Source organism: Streptomyces sp. NPDC012835, from assembly GCF_042900885.1.
In the GTDB taxonomy this organism is placed as follows: Bacteria; Actinomycetota; Actinomycetes; order Streptomycetales; family Streptomycetaceae; genus Streptomyces.
The window spans coordinates 324,647-341,853 of sequence record NZ_JBIBBW010000006.1 but is presented as its reverse complement, the minus strand read 5'-3'; the positions used below and the strand labels follow the sequence as shown (position 1 = coordinate 341,853).

Genomic DNA, 17,207 nt, shown 5'->3' with positions numbered 1-17,207 from the left:
GGCGGCGCCGCTCACAGCCCGGCGCCGCCGTGGACCATGTAGTGGTCGAGGAGTTTCGTACGGGCCACTTCGAGGCGGCGGCCGAGGATCCGGGCGACCGTGCGGGTCAGGGCGTAGCCGAGGACCGGGTCGTCCTCGCAGAGGGCGCGCACGGCGGCGGCGTCGAACTCGTGGGCCCGTACCGGACTGAAAGCCTCCGCGCCGAAGTGCCACTGGTGCGGAGGGAAGACCCAGGACCAGCCGAGCAGGTCGCCGACGCCGAGCGTGTCGACGGTGACCCGGCGCCTGCCGGGGACATACAGATCGAGGGCGACCGTTCCCGTGTGGATGATCCAGAACGTGTCGGCCTGGCTGCCCTCTTCGAAGATCCTGGCATCCTGCGGAAAGTGGACATCGTGCGACAGTCTCATCAGCATGTCGCCGCGGCCGGCCGGAAGCCCTGTCAGCAAGCGCATCGTGGACGTCATGGCGAGAACCTCCTTGCCGAGTAACCGTGGAGTGACCCAGGAGGAACGCGGTGTGACCGTGGGGCACAACGGCTATATATACGATCGTATCCCCAGCGGCACTTTTCACCCCCGTCCGCAACTTCCCGGCCGGAGGCCGCCCTTCACCCCGGCCGACACGCCCGGCCACGGCACGGGCCCGCGCCCGGCCACCCCTCCGCGCAGCCGCCCCGCCGTCACGCCGTCACGCCGTCACGCCGCCCGCCACGCGCGCCCTCGCCACGCGCCCGCGCCACCGCCCCGGCGCCACCGCACCCCTTCACCGCACCCCTTCACCGCACCCTGGCGGCCACCGAGTCCAGGATCAGGGAGAGCCCGTACGCGAAGCGCTCGTCGAACGACGGGTCCTTCAGGTGGGTCCCGACCCGGCTCAGCGACGGGTAGCGCCCGGCGTCGAGCGCCCTGGTGAACCGAGGCCCGTCCACCCCGGGGAGCGCCTGCTCCTCCTGGGCGAGCCCCAACACGAAGTAGACGATCGTCCAGCAGGTCCAGGCCGCCTCGCGCTCCGGCAGCCCCGCGTCGAGCAGCCCCCCGACCAGGGCCTCGGCGAGACCGAGCGTGGCGGGCTCCGGAGCGTACGTACCCGCCACGATCGCGGCGCCGTCGCGGTGCGCGAGCAGCGCGCGGCGGTAGCGGCCCGCCAGCTCCCGCACGCGCTCCTCCCAGGGCTCGGGCAGGTCCTCGGCGCGGGCCCCGGCGACGATCGCGTCCGCCATCAGCTCCAGCAGGCCCGCCTTGGTCTTGACGTGCCACAGAACGGTGTTCATGCGCACCCCGAGCCGGTCCGCGACGCCTCGGACGGACACGGCGTCCGCGCCCTTGTCGTCGAGCAGCGCCAGCGCGGCGCGGGCCACGGCTGCGGGGTCGAGGGGGGTCCGGGGAGTGTCGCCCGACCCGGTTCCGGGTTGCCTTTTGGTCACTGACCCAGTCTACTGGGGACCAACATTCATTGGTCACTGACCAAGGAGGAATCATGGAACAGGTCGTCATCGCGGGTGGCGGACCGGTCGGGCTGTGGCTCGCCGCCGAGCTGCGGCTCGGCGGGGTGGAGGTCACCGTGCTGGAGAGCCGGCATCGGCCCGATCCGCACTCGAAGGCGCTCACGATCCACCCGAGGACCATCGAGATCCTCGCCCTGCGCGGGGCGGCCGGCCCGTTCCTGGCGGAAGGCGCGCGCATCCCCAGCGGCCACTTCGGCGGGCTGGACGACCGGATGGACTTCGGGGTGCTGGACACCCCGTTCCCCTTCACCCTGGCGCTGCCCCAGGCCCGTACCGAGGAGCTGCTGGAGGAACACGCGGTCGCGGCCGGTGCCCGGATCCTGCGCGAGCACCACGTGACCGGGCTCGCCCCGCACGCGGACTCGGTGACGGTGGCGGTGCAGGGGCCGGACGGCGGCGCGTACACGCTGGAGGCCGCCTATGTCGTCGGCTGCGACGGCACGCGGAGCACCGTGCGCACGGCGGCCGGAATCGAGTTCCCCGGCACGGACGCGACGGCGTGGGGCTGGCTCGGCGACGTCGTCCTGGAGCGCCCGCCGTCGGGTCCCGGCATCAGCGTGTCGAACGCGGCGGGCTCGGTGATGGCCGTACGGCTGCCGGGCGGCCTGCACCGGCTGGTGGGCAGTACGCCCGAGGACGTACGGCCGGAGCGGGGTGGCGAGCTGACCCTGGAGGAGCTGCGGGCGAAGACGGTACGGATCACCGGGGACGACTTCGGGATGCGCGACCCGGTCTGGCTCTCCCGTTTCGGCAACGCCACCCGGCAGGCCACCCGCTACCGGGAGGGGCGGGTCCTGCTGGCCGGGGACGCCGCCCACATGCACTTCCCGACCGGCGGCGTGGGGCTCAACGTCGGCCTCCAGGACGCCACCAACCTCGGCTGGAAGCTGGCGGCGACCGTCCGGGGCGACGCGCCCGCCGGTCTGCTGGACAGCTACCACGCCGAGCGCCACCCCGTCGGCGCCGCGCTGCTGGAGAGCACCCGGGCGCAGACGGCGCTCATGACCACGTACACGACGGAGGGGCAGGCACTGCGGGCGTTGCTGAGCCGGCTGATCACGACCGTACCCGCGTTCTCCGCCGAGCTGGCCGGGCGGCTCTCCGCGCTCGATGTCGCCTACCCGGCGACGGGCCCCGGCGCGGCCGACGCGCATCCGCTGACCGGGCGGCGCGCGCCCGACCTCGCGTTCGAGGGCTCGGGGAGCGGGTTGTTCGCGCTGCTGCGCGAGGGGCGCCATGTCCTGCTGGACCTCACCGGCGGGGCCGGTGACCGGCTGACGGATCTCGCCCCCGGGGTCGCGGTCCACAGCGCGCCGCTGGCCGGCACGCGCGCCGCCTGGTCCGGGGTGCGCGCCGCGCTCGTACGGCCCGACGGGCATGTGGCGTGGGCGAGCGCGGAGCCGGACGACGAGGCGCTGATCACGGCTGCGCGAGCGGCGGTGAGCGGGGCCGTGTCCACAGGAGTGGGCACCATCGGCCGCGAAGCCGTGACGCACCCCTGAAACAGCGGACCGGCCCGCACGGAAGGCGTCTCCGTGCGGGCCGGTCTTGGGTGCCGCTCGCGGCGGGTGTCGCCGGTCGCGGCACCTTGGCAGGGCCGGGGGTGGGGGGTTGGGGTGTGTCAGACCCCGGCCTGGGTCCTGTCGGCGCCGGCCTTGTCCGTGCTCGCCGCGGGGGCCGCCGCGGGAACGGCCTCGGCGGCGCGGGCCGGCTCGCCCGCCCCGGGCTCTTCGGACGCGCCCCCGTGCTCGTCCACCAGCGTCTTCTCGTCGAACGGGAACTGTCCGGCCAGGACCTGGTCGACCCGGCCCTTGTCGATCTCCTTGGTCCACGTACCGATGAGGACCGTCGCGACCGCGTTGCCCGCGAAGTTCGTCATGGCACGCGCCTCGCTCATGAAGCGGTCGATGCCGACGATCAGGCCCACGCCGTCGACCAGTTCGGGCCGGTGCGACTGGAGACCGCCCGCGAGGGTCGCGAGGCCGGCGCCGGTGACGCCCGCCGCGCCCTTCGAGGCGACGATCATGAACAGGAGCAGGGAGATCTGTTCGCCGATCGCGAGCGGATCGCCCATGGACTCGGCGATGAACAGGGAGGCCATCGTGAGGTAGATGGCCGTGCCGTCCAGGTTGAAGGAGTAGCCGGTCGGCACGGTGATGCCGACGACGGGCTTGCTGACGCCCAGGTGCTCCATCTTCGCGATCAGGCGCGGCAGCGCCGACTCGGAGGACGAGGTGGACAGGATCAGCAGGAACTCGCGGCCCAGGTACTTCAGCAGCGAGAAGATGTTGACGCCCGCCACCAGCCGCAGCAGCGCGCCCAGGACCAGGAAGACGAAGAGGGCGCAGGTGACGTAGAAGCCGATCATGATCATCGCGAGGGACTTCAGGGCGTCGAGCCCCGTCTCGCCGACGACGGCCGCGATGGCGCCGAACGCACCGACCGGCGCCGCCCACATGATCATGGCGAGGATGCGGAAGACGAGCCGCTGGATGTGGCCGATGCCCCGGATGATGGGCTCGCCCGTCTTGCCCATCGCCTGGATGGCGAAGCCGGCGAGCAGCGCGATCAGCAGGGTCTGGAGGACCGATCCCTCGGTGAAGGCCGACACCATCGTCTTGGGGATGATCGAGAGCAGGAAGTCGGCGGTGGACTCGCTCGCGCCCTCCGCCTGGGCCGCGCCCGCGCCCTTGGTGGCCTCGGTGATGTGCAGTCCGGCGCCGGGCTGGAGGATGTTGCCGACGAGGAGGCCGACGGCCAGGGCCACGGTCGACATCGCCATGAAGTAGACGAGGGCGAGCCCGCCGACGGCACCGACCTTCGCGGCCTTCCTGACCGAACCGACACCCAGCACGATGGTGCAGAAGATGACCGGCGAGATCATCATCTTGATGAGATTCACGAAGCCGGTCCCGAGCGGCTTCAGTTCCACGGCCACGCCAGGAGCCGCGAAGCCCACCAGAATGCCGAGCGCGACGGCTGCGATCACCGCGATGTACAGATAGTGGGTACGGTCCCGCCTTGCGGCCACGGGTCCTCCTTGACTCGTCCCTGCAAATCCCCCGTCCCTGTCCCGAGGGGTCCCGAGGACTATCCATCACACTGTGACGCCGGTCACCCTTACGTTCATTTCGTTCATATGAATCAGGCCAGGCATTCTTGTTTCATGCGCCTGCCCCGCCCCCGCTCCCTCGCCGCCCAGCTGTTCGCCATGCAGGTCGTGCTGGTCGCCGCCGTCGTCGCGGGGTGCGCGCTGTTCGCGTACGTCACCGGGCGGGCCCACACCGACGAGACCGCGCGCAAGCAGGTTCTGGCCACCGCGCACGCGCTGGCCGACTCGCCCTCGGTGCGGGAGGCCATCCGTACGTCCGACCCGAGCGCCGCGCTCCAGCCGTACGCGGAGCGGGTGCGGCTGGACACCGGGATCGACTTCATCACGATCATGAATCCGCGGGGCATCCGCTGGACGCATCCCGATCCCACGCAGATCGGGATGCCGTTCCTCGGGCGTACGGAACCGGCGCTGAAGGGCGGAACCTTCACCGAGACGTACACCGGCACGCTGGGCCCCTCGGTCCGGGCGGTCACCCCCGTCAAGGACGGCGACCGGATCACCGGGCTGGTCAGCGTGGGCATCACGGTGGACCGGATCTCCTCCGAAGTGACCCAGCAGGTCAAGGTGCTGGCCGTGGCGGCGGGCGCGGCACTGGTCCTCGGCGGCCTCGGCACGTACGTGATCAACGCGCGGCTGCGCCGTCACACCCACGGGATGAACGCGGCCGAGCTGAGCCGGATGCACGACTACCACCAGGCCACACTGCACGCCGTGCGGGAGGGGCTGCTGATGCTCGACGGCGGACGCAGGATCGCCCTGATGAACGACGGCGGCCGGGAGCTGCTGGGCCTCGACGAGTCGGCCGTGGGCCGCCCGGTCTCCGGACTCGGGCTGCCGGCCCCGCTCACCGGGGCGCTCCTCGCCGCCGAACCCCGGGTGGACGAGGTCCATATGACCGACGACCGGATCGTGGTGGTCAACACCCGGCCGGTGGTCGGCGGTGAGCAGCGCGGTACGGTCGTCACCCTGCGCGATCACACCGAACTCCAGGCGCTTTCCGGCGAGTTGGACTCGGAGCGCGGCTTCACCCAGGCACTGCGCTCGCAGGCGCACGAGGCCGCCAACCGGTTGCACACCGTGGTCTCCCTGATCGAGCTGGGCCGGGTGGAGCAGGCGGTGGAGTTCGCGACGGCCGAACTGGAGCTGGCGCAGGCGCTGACGGATCGGGTGGTCGGGGCGGTCGGCGAGCCGGTGCTCGCGGCGCTGCTGCTGGGCAAGGCGGCGCAGGCCAACGAGCGGGGGGTGGAGCTGGTGCTCGCCGAGGACAGCCGGATCGACGACGGGGTGCTGCCCGCGACGCTGCCCGCCCGCGACCTGGTGACCATCCTCGGCAATCTGATCGACAACGCCGTGGACGCGGCGCAGGGCGGCGAGGGCGCGCGGGTCACCGTGACGGCGCTGGTGGAGAACGGGGAGCTGCTGCTCGGCGTGCGGGACACCGGGGCCGGGGTCGACCCCGGCGACCGGGACGAGGTCTTCAGGCGCGGCTGGTCGACGCGGGGCCCCGGCCGGGGGCTCGGGCTGGCCCTCGTCCGGCAGGCCGTCCACAGGGCGCACGGCACGGTGGAGCTGACGCGAACTCAGGAGCCGCCGGGTGGAGCGGAGTTCGTCGTACGGCTGCCACTGGGCGCGCGGCTCGCGGGCGCCGAGGTGTCCTCATGAGCGCGGCAGGGCCCACGGGTCCCGACATCCGGGTCCTGGTGGTCGAGGACGACCCCGTCGCGGCCGACGCGCACCAGCTGTACGTGGGGCGGGTGCCCGGCTTCACGACGGTGGGCGTCGCGCACTCGCGGGTCGCGGCCGCCAGGCTGCTGGAGCGTACGGAGACGGACCTGATCCTGCTCGACCTGTACCTCCCGGACGGCCACGGGCTCCAGTTGCTGCGCAGCCTGCGGGCCGCCGGGCACCAGGCGGACGTCATCGCCGTGACCTCGGCACGCGATCTCACGGTCGTACGGGAGGGGGTGTCGCTCGGCGTCGTCCAGTACGTGCTGAAGCCCTTCACCTTCGCCACCCTGCGCGACCGGCTCACCCGCTACGCGGAGTTCCGCGCGGCGGCCGGGGAGGCGAGCGGCCAGGAGGAGGTGGACCGGGCGCTGGGCGCGCTGCGGGCGCCGCAGCCGTCGTCGTTGCCCAAAGGTCTGAGCGCGCCGACGCTGGAGGCGGTGACCCGCACCCTGCGCGCCTCCGCCGACGGGCTGACCGCCGCCGAGGCGGGCGTGGAGGTGGGGATCTCCCGGATCACCGCGCGCCGCTATCTGGAGCACCTGGTCACCAACGGCAGAGCGGCGCGCAGCCCGCAGTACGGGCACGTGGGACGGCCGGAGCTGCAGTACCGGTGGGTGCCGGCCTCCCGCTGAAACGCGCCCGCGCGCGCCGAGCCCTCCGGCGGAACGGCGACTCCGGGACGGTTACGACGTAGACGCACCGGGGTCTTCGCTGCCGTCGCTCCGGAGCCCGGTGCCGCGACCGCCCGGCCGGAGAGCCGACCTCGCGCGGCACCTGAAAGGGATGCGCTGTCACGCACCCGATGGGGCAGCCGCGATGACGCGGCTCCGCAACCGCCCGGTTCGCACGCCTGATCCGTGAGACCGGGTGGAGTGTGCGGCCGTGCCCGCGGGGCTGTTCTCCGTGGCGCCGACCAGCCTCCGCGAGGCGGAACGCGCGGCGGACAAAGCGGAGAGCCGGATCGGCACCTTCGGTGGGTTCAGCTCGGTCACCTCGGCGTACGCCACAGTGGCGGCGGCCTGCGCCACCTGGGGCAAGGTGCTGGACTGTTGTCCGGCGGTCCATTCCGGACGGATCGACGGACACGTCATGGGAATCCCGGCCCTGCTCGCTCCCTACCGCTCGACCCCGGCCGCACGGCACCTCCTTGAGCGCACACGCGTCGCGGTGCGCAGCCGCACGGCGTAGCCCGGCGGCCGGCACCGTCCGCCCTGCGCTTCACGCGCCGCCCGTCCCGCGCTCCCCGTTCCGTCGCGTCCTCCACATGTCACCTCCGGGCCCTTCCCCGCCCGGCTCTATGCGCATAGAGTCCGCGCTGTCATGGACGCATCAATTGGTCCGGTACGACCGTGGGGCGTCATTCGAGGAGGAAGCGTGAACACAGCAGGGAATCCGGGACGCGGCATGGACCGCCGCACACTGCTCCGGAGCGTGACCGGGCTGGCCGCCGCGGCCGGTGTGGCGTCCGTCGTCGACCTGGCCGCCGCCGGGCCCGCCTCGGCCTACGGATGGAGCCGCACCCTCCAGCAGGGCGCGAGCGGCGCCGACGTGGCCGAGTTGCAGATCCGCGTGGGCGGCTGGGCGGCCCCGAGCGCCCAGCGCGTCCTCATCGCCTGGGACGGCTCGTTCGGCCCGGCCACGGAGGGCGCGGTCAAACGGTTCCAAGCGGCGTACGGCCTGCCGGCCGACGGCGTCGCCGGTCCGCAGACCCACGCCGCGCTCAACGCCCTGGAGGCGTCGGACGGTTCGACGGCGCACTTCAACTGGACGGAGTTCCACTCCAAGGACGGAGCCGGGTTCAACAGCGGCAAGGTCGGCGCGGCGGAGGTCAAGGAGAATGTCCGCCGCCTCATGTACAAGCTGGAGGCGCTGCGCAAGAAGGCGGGCGGCAGCTCCGTCACCGTCAACTCCGGCTTCCGCAGCATCGCGCACAACGCCGCGTCGGGCGGCGCGTCCAACAGCATGCACGTCTACGGTGTCGCCGGGGACATCGTGGTCTCCGGCCACAGCACGCTCCAGACGTACCGGATCGCCGAGACCTGCGGATTCTCCGGCCTGGAGGCGTACACCCACTCCTGGCAGCACGTCGACAGCCGGGTGCAGTACCCGTCGTACGGGTCGGGCTCCTGGTGGTGGGAGAGCGGCACGGTCTGAGCCGCGCCGCCCCCGTCGCGGCTGTCCGGCCCCGGACAGGGCCCGTTCCCCGGCCCGGACAGCCGTGCGGCGGATGGGCCCTACCAAAGGAAAGGATGGGCCCTACTGAAGGAATGGGCTCCTAGAAGACCGACTCCGCCTCGAACATGCGCTCCTCCGGCACCGTCTTCAGCTGCGTGACCGCCTCCGCCAGCGGCACCATCTCGATACGCGTCCCGCGCAGCGCCGTCATCCGCCCGAACTCGCCCCGGTGCGCCGCCTCGACCGCGTGCCAGCCGAAGCGGGTGGCCAGCACCCGGTCGTACGCGGTCGGGGTACCGCCGCGCTGGACGTGGCCGAGAATGACCGGCCTGGCCTCCTTGCCGAGGCGCCGCTCCAGCTCGGCGGCGAGGACGTTGCCGATGCCCCGGAAGCGCTCGTGCCCGAACTGATCGATCTCGCCCTTGCCGTACTCCATGGAGCCCTGCGCCGGGTGCGCGCCCTCGGCCACGCAGATGACGGCGAACTTCTTGCCCCGGGAGAACCGGGCCTCGACCATCTTGACCAGGCTGTCGACCTCGAAGGGCCGCTCGGGCAGACAGATCCCGTGCGCGCCGCCGGCCATGCCGGACTCCAGCGCGATCCAGCCCGCGTGCCGGCCCATGACCTCGACCACCATCACCCGCTGGTGGGACTCGGCGGTGGTCTTCAGCCGGTCGATGGCCTCGGTGGCGACGGTGACCGCCGTATCGAAACCGAACGTGCGGTCGGTGGAGTAGATATCGTTGTCAATGGTCTTCGGCACCCCCACCACGGGCATTCCCGCGTCCGAAAGCAGCCGTGCCGCCGTCAGCGTGCCCTCGCCGCCGATCGGGATCAGCGCGTCGATCCCGTAGCGCTGGGCCAACTCGGCGCAGTTCTCGGCCGCTTCGCGCAGCCGCCCGCGCTCCAGCCGGGCCGAGCCGAGGATGGTGCCGCCGCGCGCGAGGATGCCGCTGACCGCGTCGAGGTCGAGCGGGCGGAAGTGGCCGTCGAGGAGGCCCTTGAAGCCGTCCTCGAAACCGACGACTTCGTCTCCGTGCCCGGTCATGGCGCGGTGTACGACCGAGCGGATCACTGCGTTCAGGCCAGGACAGTCGCCGCCTGCGGTGAGAACTCCGATACGCATCGTGCTGTGTCTCCTGCTCGCTCGTACTCGCCACTGGGGTGCTTCCCCGGGGAAGGGCGGGCCCACTGCCCCCGGTCATGCGCCGGGTCCGATCCTCCCACGGTTCCTTCCCCCGCTGACCGGGCCCACTCGCCCCGCACCCCGCCACCGCTCCGCCGGGCGCCTAAACCAGCCGCAGAGGTATTGTCAAGAGGTATTACCGCCCGAACGGGCTTCGCCCACGGGACCCGAACGGGCATCGCTCAGGGGAATCGTTGTTCACAGCAGCCGGGACATCCCACGGGCCTCGGGGACGACCCCTCGGTGGCCCGGCTCGGGGATGTCCCACGAGCAGGGACGGGAGAGTACGGCGTGACGCGCAGCGTGTACGTGACGGGGATCGACCGAGGGGACGGCCGTCAGGTCGTGGAGCTGGGAGTCATGGAGCTCCTGACCCGCCAGGTGGACCGGGTGGGGGTCTTCCGCCCGCTGGTGCACGACGGCCCCGACCGCCTCTTCGACCTGCTGCGGGCACGCTACCGGCTGTCGCAGGACCCGTCGGCGGTGTACGGGCTCGACTACCACGAGGCCGCCGCGATCCAGGCCGAGCAGGGCACCGACGAGCTGGTCTCGCGGCTGGTGGAGCGCTTCCACCGGGTGGCGCGGGAGTACGAGGTGGTGCTCGTCCTCGGCACGGACTACGCCGACACCCAGCTCCCGGACGAGCTGTCGCTGAACGCCCGGCTGGCCAACGAGTTCGGCGCCTCGGTGATACCCGTGGTGGGCGGCAAGGGCCAGACCGCCGAGTCGGTACGGGCCGAGGCGCGCAACGCCCACCGCGCCTACGAGGTGCTGGGCTGCGATGTCCTGGCCATGGTCGTCAACAGGGTCGCCGCCGAGGACCGGGCCGCGATAGCCGGGCAGCTCACCGCCCAGCTCCCGACGCCCTGCTACGTCCTGCCCGACGAGCCCGCGCTGGCCGCCCCCACCGTCGCGCAGATCACCCAGACACTGGGCGGCACGGTGCTGCTCGGGGACGACTCGGGGCTGGCCAGGGACGCGCTGGACTTCGTCTTCGGCGGCGCGATGCTGCCGAACTTCCTGAGCGCGCTGACGCCCGGCTGCATGGTGGTCACCCCCGGCGACCGCGCCGATCTGGTGGTCGGCGCGCTGGCCGCGCACTCGGCCGGCACACCGCCGATCGCGGGCGTCCTGCTCACCCTGGACGAGCGGCCCGACGACTCCGTGCTGACGCTGGCCGCCCGGCTGGCGCCCGGCACACCGGTCGTCTCCGTGCCCGGCAGGTCCTTCCCCACCGCCACCGAACTCTTCGGCATGGAAGGGAAGTTGAACGCGGCCACGCCACGCAAGGCGGAGACCGCGCTCGGCCTCTTCGAGCGCCACGTGGACACCGCGGGACTGCTGGCGCGGCTGTCGGTGGCGCGCAGCGGACGGGTCACCCCGATGATGTTCGAGCACGAGCTGCTGGAGCAGGCCCGCGCCCACCGCCGCCGGGTGGTGCTGCCCGAGGGCGCCGAGGAGCGCGTGCTGCGCGCCACCGACGTACTGCTGCGCCGTGACGTGTGCGATCTGACGCTGCTCGGCGATGTCGACGTCATCCGCAAGAAGGCCGCCGACCTCGGTATCGACCTGACCGCGACGCAGCTGATCGACCCGGCCACCTCCGAGCTGCGCCAGGGCTTCGCCGAGAGCTACGCGCAGCTGCGCGCCCACAAGGGCGTGACCGTGGAGCTGGCGTACGACGTGGTGGCGGACGCGAACTACTTTGGCACGCTGATGGTGCAGGGCGGGCTGGCCGACGGCATGGTGTCGGGCTCGGTCCACTCGACGGCGGCGACCATCCGCCCCGCCTTCGAGATCATCAAGACGAAGCCGGAGGCGTCGATCGTCTCCTCGGTCTTCTTCATGTGCCTCGCCGAGAAGGTGCTGGTGTACGGGGACTGCGCGGTCAACCCGGACCCGAACGCGGAACAGCTCGCCGACATCGCCGTGCAGTCCGCCGCCACCGCCGCCCGCTTCGGCGTCGAGCCGCGCATCGCGATGCTCTCGTACTCCACGGGCACCTCGGGCTCCGGCGCGGACGTCGACAAGGTGCGCGAGGCGACCGGGCTGGTGCGCGACGCCAGGCCCGATCTGCTGATCGAGGGGCCGGTCCAGTACGACGCGGCGGTCGACCCGTCCGTCGCCGCGACCAAGCTCCCCGAATCCGAGGTCGCCGGCCGGGCCACGGTGCTGATCTTCCCGGACCTGAACACCGGCAACAACACCTACAAGGCCGTGCAGCGATCCGCCGGAGCCGTGGCCGTGGGCCCGGTGCTCCAGGGGCTGCGCAAGCCGGTCAACGACCTGTCGCGCGGGGCCCTGGTGCAGGACATCGTCACCACGGTCGCCATCACGGCGATCCAGGCGCAGCAGGACGGAACCGCGTGACATCCCCCACCGCCACCGCCGCCGGCACAGCCACCGCCACCGCCGCCGGCACAGCCATCCCCACCACCACCGGCTCCACGACGACAGAAAGCTCCCCTCCCGTGACTTCGCATGGCACCCACGTCCTCGTGCTCAACTCCGGTTCCTCGTCGCTGAAGTACCAGCTGCTGGACATGCGGGACAGCTCGCGGCTCGCGGTCGGGCTGGTGGAGCGGATCGGCGAGAACACCTCCCGCCTGGTGCACACCCCCCGCCCCGGCGGCGCCGAGGGCGACGGCGGGGACGGGGGCGGGAAGCGGGAGCGCACCGGCCCGATCGCCGACCACACGGCGGCGCTGGAAGCGGTCTCGGCCGAGCTGGCGCGCGACGGGCTCGGCCTCGACTCCCCGGAACTGGCGGCCATCGGCCACCGGGTCGTCCACGGCGGGCTGAAGTTCTCCGCGCCGGCCCTCGTCGACGACGCGGTGCTGGCCGAGATCGAGCGGCTCGTACCGGTGGCGCCGCTGCACAACCCGGCGAACCTCACCGGCATCCGCACCGCCCAGCGGCTGCGCCCGGACCTGCCGCAGGTCGCGGTCTTCGACACCGCCTTCCACACGACGATGCCGGAGCACGCCGCCCGGTACGCGATCGACGTGGCGACGGCCGACGCGCACCGCATCCGCCGCTACGGCTTCCACGGCACCTCGCACGCCTACGTCTCGCGGAAGACGGCCGAGCTGCTCGGCAAGGACCCCTCCGAGGTGAACGTCATCGTGCTGCACCTGGGCAACGGCGCCTCGGCGTCGGCGATCGCGGGCGGGCGCTGCGTGGACACCTCGATGGGGCTGACCCCGCTGGAGGGGCTGGTGATGGGCACGCGCTCGGGGGACATCGATCCGGCGGTCACCTTCCACCTCAAGCGGGTGGCGGGCATGTCCGTGGACGAGATCGATGAACTTCTGAACAAGAGGAGCGGTCTGGTCGGCCTCTGCGGGGACAACGACATGCGGGAGATCCGCCGCCGGGTGGACGAGGGGGACGAGCGGGCGCGGCTCGCCTTCGACATCTACGTCCACCGGCTGAAGAAGTACATCGGCGCCTACAGCGCGGTGCTCGGCCGGGTGGACGCGGTGGCGTTCACGGCGGGTGTGGGGGAAAACGCGGCCCCGGTACGGGAAGCTGCGGTGGCGGGCCTGGAGAACCTCGGCCTGGCGGTGGACGCCGGACTCAATGCCGTACGTTCCGACAAGCCGCGGGTCGTCTCGCCGCAGGGCGCCCGGGTGACGGTGGCCGTTGTCCCGACCGACGAGGAGCTGGAGATCGCGCAGCAGACTTTCGCGCTGGTGAACGAAGGTCGAACAGCTATCGCCTGAGCGGGCCCCCGCCCATTTGTACTTTCCACCAGACGGAATATTCCGCGACGAAACAAACCGATAGGATCCGCCTCATGCGCCGTTCCAAAATCGTCTGCACACTGGGCCCAGCCGTTGACTCGTACGAGCAGCTGAAGTCGCTCATCGAGGCCGGTATGAATGTGGCCCGCCTCAACATGAGCCACGGAAGCCACCCGGAGCACGAGGAGCGGTACCACCGCGTCCGCAGGGCGGCGGCCGACACCGGCCGCGCCGTGGGCGTGCTCGTGGACCTCCAGGGCCCCAAGATCCGCCTGGAGACCTTCGCCGAGGGCCCCGTCGAGCTGGTGCGCGGTGACGAGTTCACCATCACCACCGAGGACGTCGCCGGCGACAAGTCGATCTGCGGCACCACGTACAAGGGCCTGCCCGGCGATGTCTCCAAGGGCGACCAGATCCTGATCAACGACGGCAACGTGGAGCTGCGGGTCGTCTCGGTCGAGGGCCCGCAGGTCAAGTCCATCGTCATCGAGGGCGGTGTGATCTCCGACCACAAGGGCATCAACCTGCCCGGCGCGGCCGTCAACGTCCCCGCCCTGTCGGAGAAGGACATCGAGGACCTGCGCTTCGGGCTGCGGATGGGCTGCGACATGGTCGCGCTCTCGTTCGTGCGCGACGCGAGCGACGTGCTCGACGTCCACAAGATCATGGACGAGGAGGGCCGCCGGGTCCCCATCATCGCCAAGGTCGAGAAGCCGCAGGCGGTGGCCAACATGGAGGCCGTCGTCGCGGCCTTCGACAGCGTCATGGTGGCCCGCGGTGACCTGGCCGTCGAGTATCCGCTCGAAAAGGTCCCGATGGTGCAGAAGCGGCTCATCGAGCTGTGCCGCCGCAACGCCAAGCCGGTGATCGTGGCGACCCAGATGATGGAGTCGATGATCACCAACTCCCGGCCGACCCGCGCCGAGGCGTCCGACGTCGCGAACGCGATCCTGGACGGCGCGGACGCGGTCATGCTCTCCGCGGAGTCCTCGGTCGGCGCGTACCCGATCGAGACCGTCAAGACGATGTCGAAGATCGTGGTCGCCGCGGAGGAGGAGCTGCTCTCCAAGGGCCTCCAGCCGCTGGTCCCCGGCAAGAAGCCGCGCACGCAGGGCGGTTCGGTCGCCCGCGCGGCCTGCGAGATCGCGGACTTCCTGGGCGGCAAGGCGCTGGTCGCCTTCACCCAGTCCGGCGACACGGCCCGCCGGCTCTCCCGCTACCGCACGGAACAGCCCATCCTGGCCTTCACCACGGACGAGTCGACCCGTAACCAGCTCGCGCTGAGCTGGGGCGTGGAGTCCTTCATCGTGCGCTGGGTGAGCAGTACGGACGAGATGGTCGACCTGGTCGACGAGGAGTTGCTGAAGCTCCAGCGCTACAACGAGGGCGACGCCATGATCATCACGGCGGGCTCCCCTCCCGGCGTCCCCGGCACGACGAACATGGTCCGCGTGCACCACCTGGGCGGCGACAAGGGCTGACGCCTCCCTCGCCCCGGCAGTCACGGCTGTGGCCCGCACCGAACTGATCGGTGCGGGCCACAGCTTTTTCCCCGCGGCTCCCGGGGGTCGGTGGGGCCGGCGTCACTCCGTGAGGTAGTTCTGGAGACCGGGGATGGTGAGCGTGCCGCCGAACTGGCCGGCCTGGACCACCTGCGCGTCGGTGAAGAACGCGAAGGGGATGTTCAGCGGGGGCGGGGTCCCCGGGCTGAAGGTGACCGGGATGAGGCCGAAGAGGTTGCCCTTCAGCTCCTCCGTGTACATGGTCACCTCGCCGTCGCGGATCGTGGAGGTGGAACCGGTACGGGCCTTGACGTGCGCCGTCCTGCCCGCGGGGTAGACGACTGTCTGGTGCAGGTCCTTGATGTCCAGCGAGGAGGCGGTGAACTTGAGCGCCTTCTTGACCTCGCCGCCGCCGGTCTCGACCTCGACGATGCCTTTGTAGTCGAGGCCGTTCAGGGTCAGCAGCGAGCTGTTGAGCCGCCACGGGTCGTCGGGCAGCAGCGGGATTCCCGGCTCGCGCTGCGCTGCGGCCAGCGCCTCGGGGTCGGCGGTCGGGCAGGGGAAGGGCTCCTTGCCGTCCGCGCCCGCCGGAATGGCGTCGTCCGGGTGGGCGTCGAGGCCCTGGGCGGCCTCGTCCAGCTCCTCGACCGTGAGGCCGGCCCGCTCGGCGGCTTCCTTGATCGCGTCCTTGACGGGGTCGCCGGGCTCGTCGGTGGCACCGTCGCCCTTCCCCCCGTCGTGCTTCCCGCCGTCGCCCCCGTCGTCCTTCCCGCCGTCGTCCTTCCCGCCGTCGCCGCCGGTGTCCGGCTTCGGGGGAGTCGGCCCGCCGGAGGGCACGGTGGACGGGCCCCCGGAGGGAGCGGAGTCTTCCGGCTCCGGCCTCCCGGTGGCCGTGGCGGAGGGGCTCGGTCCCGGCTCCTCCGTCGCGCCCTTGCCGCCGCCGAGGAGCCCGCCCAGGACGTCGCCCAGGCCCAGCGGGTCCAGCGGGTCGGCCGACTTCGTCGGGGTCGGCGTCGGGGTCGGCGTGGGGGTGGGGGACGCCGTCGGGTCCGGGGACGTCGAGGTCGCGGGCTCCCGGTCCCCCACCGTCCGCCGGCCGTCCTCCGTACCCGTACCGTCGTCCGTGCCCGCGTCGGCCTCCGAACTCCCGGACGGAGACCCCTCCTTGGAGTCCGAGTCCGAGCCCGAATCCGAGCCCGACGGCGACGCCCCGTCCGGACTCCCGGACTCCGAGGCGGAGGAGGACGGCGAAGGCGACGAGGACGGCGAAGGCGACTCGGAGGCGTCCGGCTCGTCCGAGCGCGTGACGCACGGACCGGGCGCGAAGGGTATGTCCTTGCCGTCGGCCAGGGCGAGCCTGGGTGTGAGCCCTATGCCCACGAAGACGGCCGTCGGCATCGCGGCCAGGGCCATCGCCTTGCCAGCGGGGATCTGAAACTTCGTCAGGAGCGACTTCCTGGGGGCCGCGTGGCGTGGCCCCTTCCTCACCCCGTCCCCATCGCCTCCGGCCGCGATACGCCGCGCGTCGTCACCCCGCACTGTTCCTCCCGCCGTTGGCGTGGGCAGTCTCATCGGTCACGTTCAGGTCCTCCCCGTCTCGCGGACCGGGGAGGTGGGAGGCACCGGCGCTGTCGGGCTCCGGCTTCGTGTGGGGGGTGTCGTGCTCGGCGGCGGGCCCGGCCGGCTGTCCCGGCGCCCAGGAGATGGAGAGCGCGCCACCGATCAGGGCGAGCAGGAAACCCATCAGAAAGCCGCCGATGTTGGAGACCGGGATCGACACGAGCGCCAGCAGGATCGCGGCGACTCCGGCGAAGACCCGGACCACGCTCTGGAACCACATCGTCAGCCCCAGGGTCACCAGCAGGACGCCGATGATCAGCGAACCCGCACCGGCCGTGGTGGACATGGCCAGCGTGAGATTGCCGAAGTGCAGCTGCGCGTAGGGGAAATAGGCGATCGGCAGTCCGCTGAGGAGAGTGAGCAGTCCGGCCCAGAATGGCCGGGTGCCACGCCAGGCACGGAACCTCAGCCGCCAGTAGGTGAATCCGCGGGAACCTGTGGACTCGGCGCTCATGGAAAACAGCTCCCTGGAAAGCGGTATGCGGTCTTGCGATCAGATGGCGGGGCCGGATGGGCCGAACGGTCCTGGAACCGCCCGGCCCGCCCACCGGAAGCACCAAGGCCCCCGGCGGCCGGACTCGCCGGCCGCCGGGCGAGGGCCGGTACCCCTCCCGGCACCAGGGCCGGA

The 17,207-nt window shown here is 71.9% G+C and carries 14 protein-coding genes and 1 pseudogene; 9 read left to right on the top strand and 6 right to left on the bottom strand.

Annotated elements, in window-relative coordinates; genetic code table 11:
- Positions 1-11: 11 nt before the first annotated feature.
- Both ACFY6S_RS25055 and ACFY6S_RS25050 read right to left on the bottom strand, forming a co-directional pair.
- Entirely contained in the window at positions 12-467 is a 456-nt protein-coding gene (locus ACFY6S_RS25055) for a cyclic nucleotide-binding domain-containing protein (RefSeq protein ID WP_388814855.1), read from the bottom strand.
- A 311-nt stretch (positions 468-778) separates the two neighbouring features.
- Complete coding sequence (locus ACFY6S_RS25050) at positions 779-1,426, bottom strand: TetR/AcrR family transcriptional regulator C-terminal domain-containing protein (RefSeq protein ID WP_388814857.1); 648 nt, start codon at positions 1,424-1,426, stop codon at positions 779-781.
- Between the two features lie 53 nt (positions 1,427-1,479).
- On the opposite strand from ACFY6S_RS25050, the gene ACFY6S_RS25045 reads away from it, so the two are divergent.
- Positions 1,480-3,009 (top strand): FAD-dependent monooxygenase, encoded by a 1,530-nt coding sequence (locus ACFY6S_RS25045; RefSeq protein WP_388814859.1) that lies wholly within the window; start codon positions 1,480-1,482, stop codon positions 3,007-3,009.
- A gap of 119 nt (positions 3,010-3,128) precedes the next feature.
- Here the strand turns inward: ACFY6S_RS25045 and ACFY6S_RS25040 are convergent, their stop codons facing one another.
- Positions 3,129-4,538: a cation:dicarboxylate symporter family transporter gene (locus ACFY6S_RS25040; RefSeq protein WP_388814861.1), complete on the bottom strand. Its 1,410-nt coding sequence runs from the start codon at positions 4,536-4,538 to the stop codon at positions 3,129-3,131.
- 135 nt (positions 4,539-4,673) lie between these two features.
- Between ACFY6S_RS25040 and ACFY6S_RS25035 the strand changes: the two genes are divergently transcribed.
- From ACFY6S_RS25035 to ACFY6S_RS25015, 5 genes and pseudogenes are all read left to right on the top strand, one after another.
- The gene (locus ACFY6S_RS25035) at positions 4,674-6,284 is read left to right on the top strand and encodes an ATP-binding protein (protein ID WP_388814863.1); all 1,611 of its coding nucleotides are present in this window, start codon (positions 4,674-4,676) and stop codon (positions 6,282-6,284) included.
- On the top strand, positions 6,281-6,982 hold the full coding sequence (locus ACFY6S_RS25030) for a response regulator (RefSeq protein ID WP_388814865.1): 702 nt from the start codon (positions 6,281-6,283) through the stop codon (positions 6,980-6,982). Before ACFY6S_RS25035 ends, ACFY6S_RS25030 begins: the two co-directional genes overlap by 4 nt.
- Before the next feature lie 250 nt (positions 6,983-7,232).
- The gene (locus ACFY6S_RS25025) at positions 7,233-7,538 is read left to right on the top strand and encodes a hypothetical protein (RefSeq protein ID WP_388814867.1); all 306 of its coding nucleotides are present in this window, start codon (positions 7,233-7,235) and stop codon (positions 7,536-7,538) included.
- Positions 7,539-7,670: 132 nt separating this feature from the next.
- Positions 7,671-8,060: pseudogene (locus ACFY6S_RS25020) on the top strand (peptidoglycan-binding protein); the annotation flags it as partial.
- Between the two features lie 150 nt (positions 8,061-8,210).
- Complete coding sequence (locus ACFY6S_RS25015) at positions 8,211-8,504, top strand: YcbK family protein (RefSeq protein ID WP_389462596.1); 294 nt, start codon at positions 8,211-8,213, stop codon at positions 8,502-8,504.
- Positions 8,505-8,625: 121 nt separating this feature from the next.
- Here the strand turns inward: ACFY6S_RS25015 and ACFY6S_RS25010 are convergent, their stop codons facing one another.
- Positions 8,626-9,651 carry an ATP-dependent 6-phosphofructokinase gene (locus ACFY6S_RS25010; protein ID WP_388814869.1) on the bottom strand — a complete coding sequence of 342 codons (1,026 nt, stop codon included), beginning with the start codon at positions 9,649-9,651 and terminating at the stop codon, positions 8,626-8,628.
- A 351-nt stretch (positions 9,652-10,002) separates the two neighbouring features.
- On the opposite strand from ACFY6S_RS25010, the gene pta reads away from it, so the two are divergent.
- The 3 genes from pta to pyk all read left to right on the top strand — a co-directional run bounded on the left by pta (position 10,003) and on the right by pyk (position 14,938).
- On the top strand, positions 10,003-12,081 hold the full coding sequence (pta, locus tag ACFY6S_RS25005) for a phosphate acetyltransferase (protein WP_388814871.1): 2,079 nt from the start codon (positions 10,003-10,005) through the stop codon (positions 12,079-12,081).
- 101 nt (positions 12,082-12,182) lie between these two features.
- A complete protein-coding gene (locus ACFY6S_RS25000) occupies positions 12,183-13,436 on the top strand; it encodes an acetate kinase (RefSeq protein WP_388817833.1) in 1,254 nt (417 codons plus the stop codon).
- Positions 13,437-13,510: 74 nt separating this feature from the next.
- The gene (pyk, locus tag ACFY6S_RS24995; RefSeq protein ID WP_388814873.1) at positions 13,511-14,938 is read left to right on the top strand and encodes a pyruvate kinase; all 1,428 of its coding nucleotides are present in this window, start codon (positions 13,511-13,513) and stop codon (positions 14,936-14,938) included.
- Positions 14,939-15,040: 102 nt separating this feature from the next.
- On the opposite strand, the gene ACFY6S_RS24990 is transcribed toward pyk, so the two are convergent.
- The gene (locus ACFY6S_RS24990) at positions 15,041-16,498 is read right to left on the bottom strand and encodes a hypothetical protein (RefSeq protein ID WP_388814875.1); all 1,458 of its coding nucleotides are present in this window, start codon (positions 16,496-16,498) and stop codon (positions 15,041-15,043) included.
- Entirely contained in the window at positions 16,488-17,033 is a 546-nt protein-coding gene (locus ACFY6S_RS24985) for a DUF6114 domain-containing protein (RefSeq protein ID WP_388814877.1), read from the bottom strand. Before ACFY6S_RS24985 ends, ACFY6S_RS24990 begins: the two co-directional genes overlap by 11 nt.
- Positions 17,034-17,207: the final 174 nt, after the last annotated feature.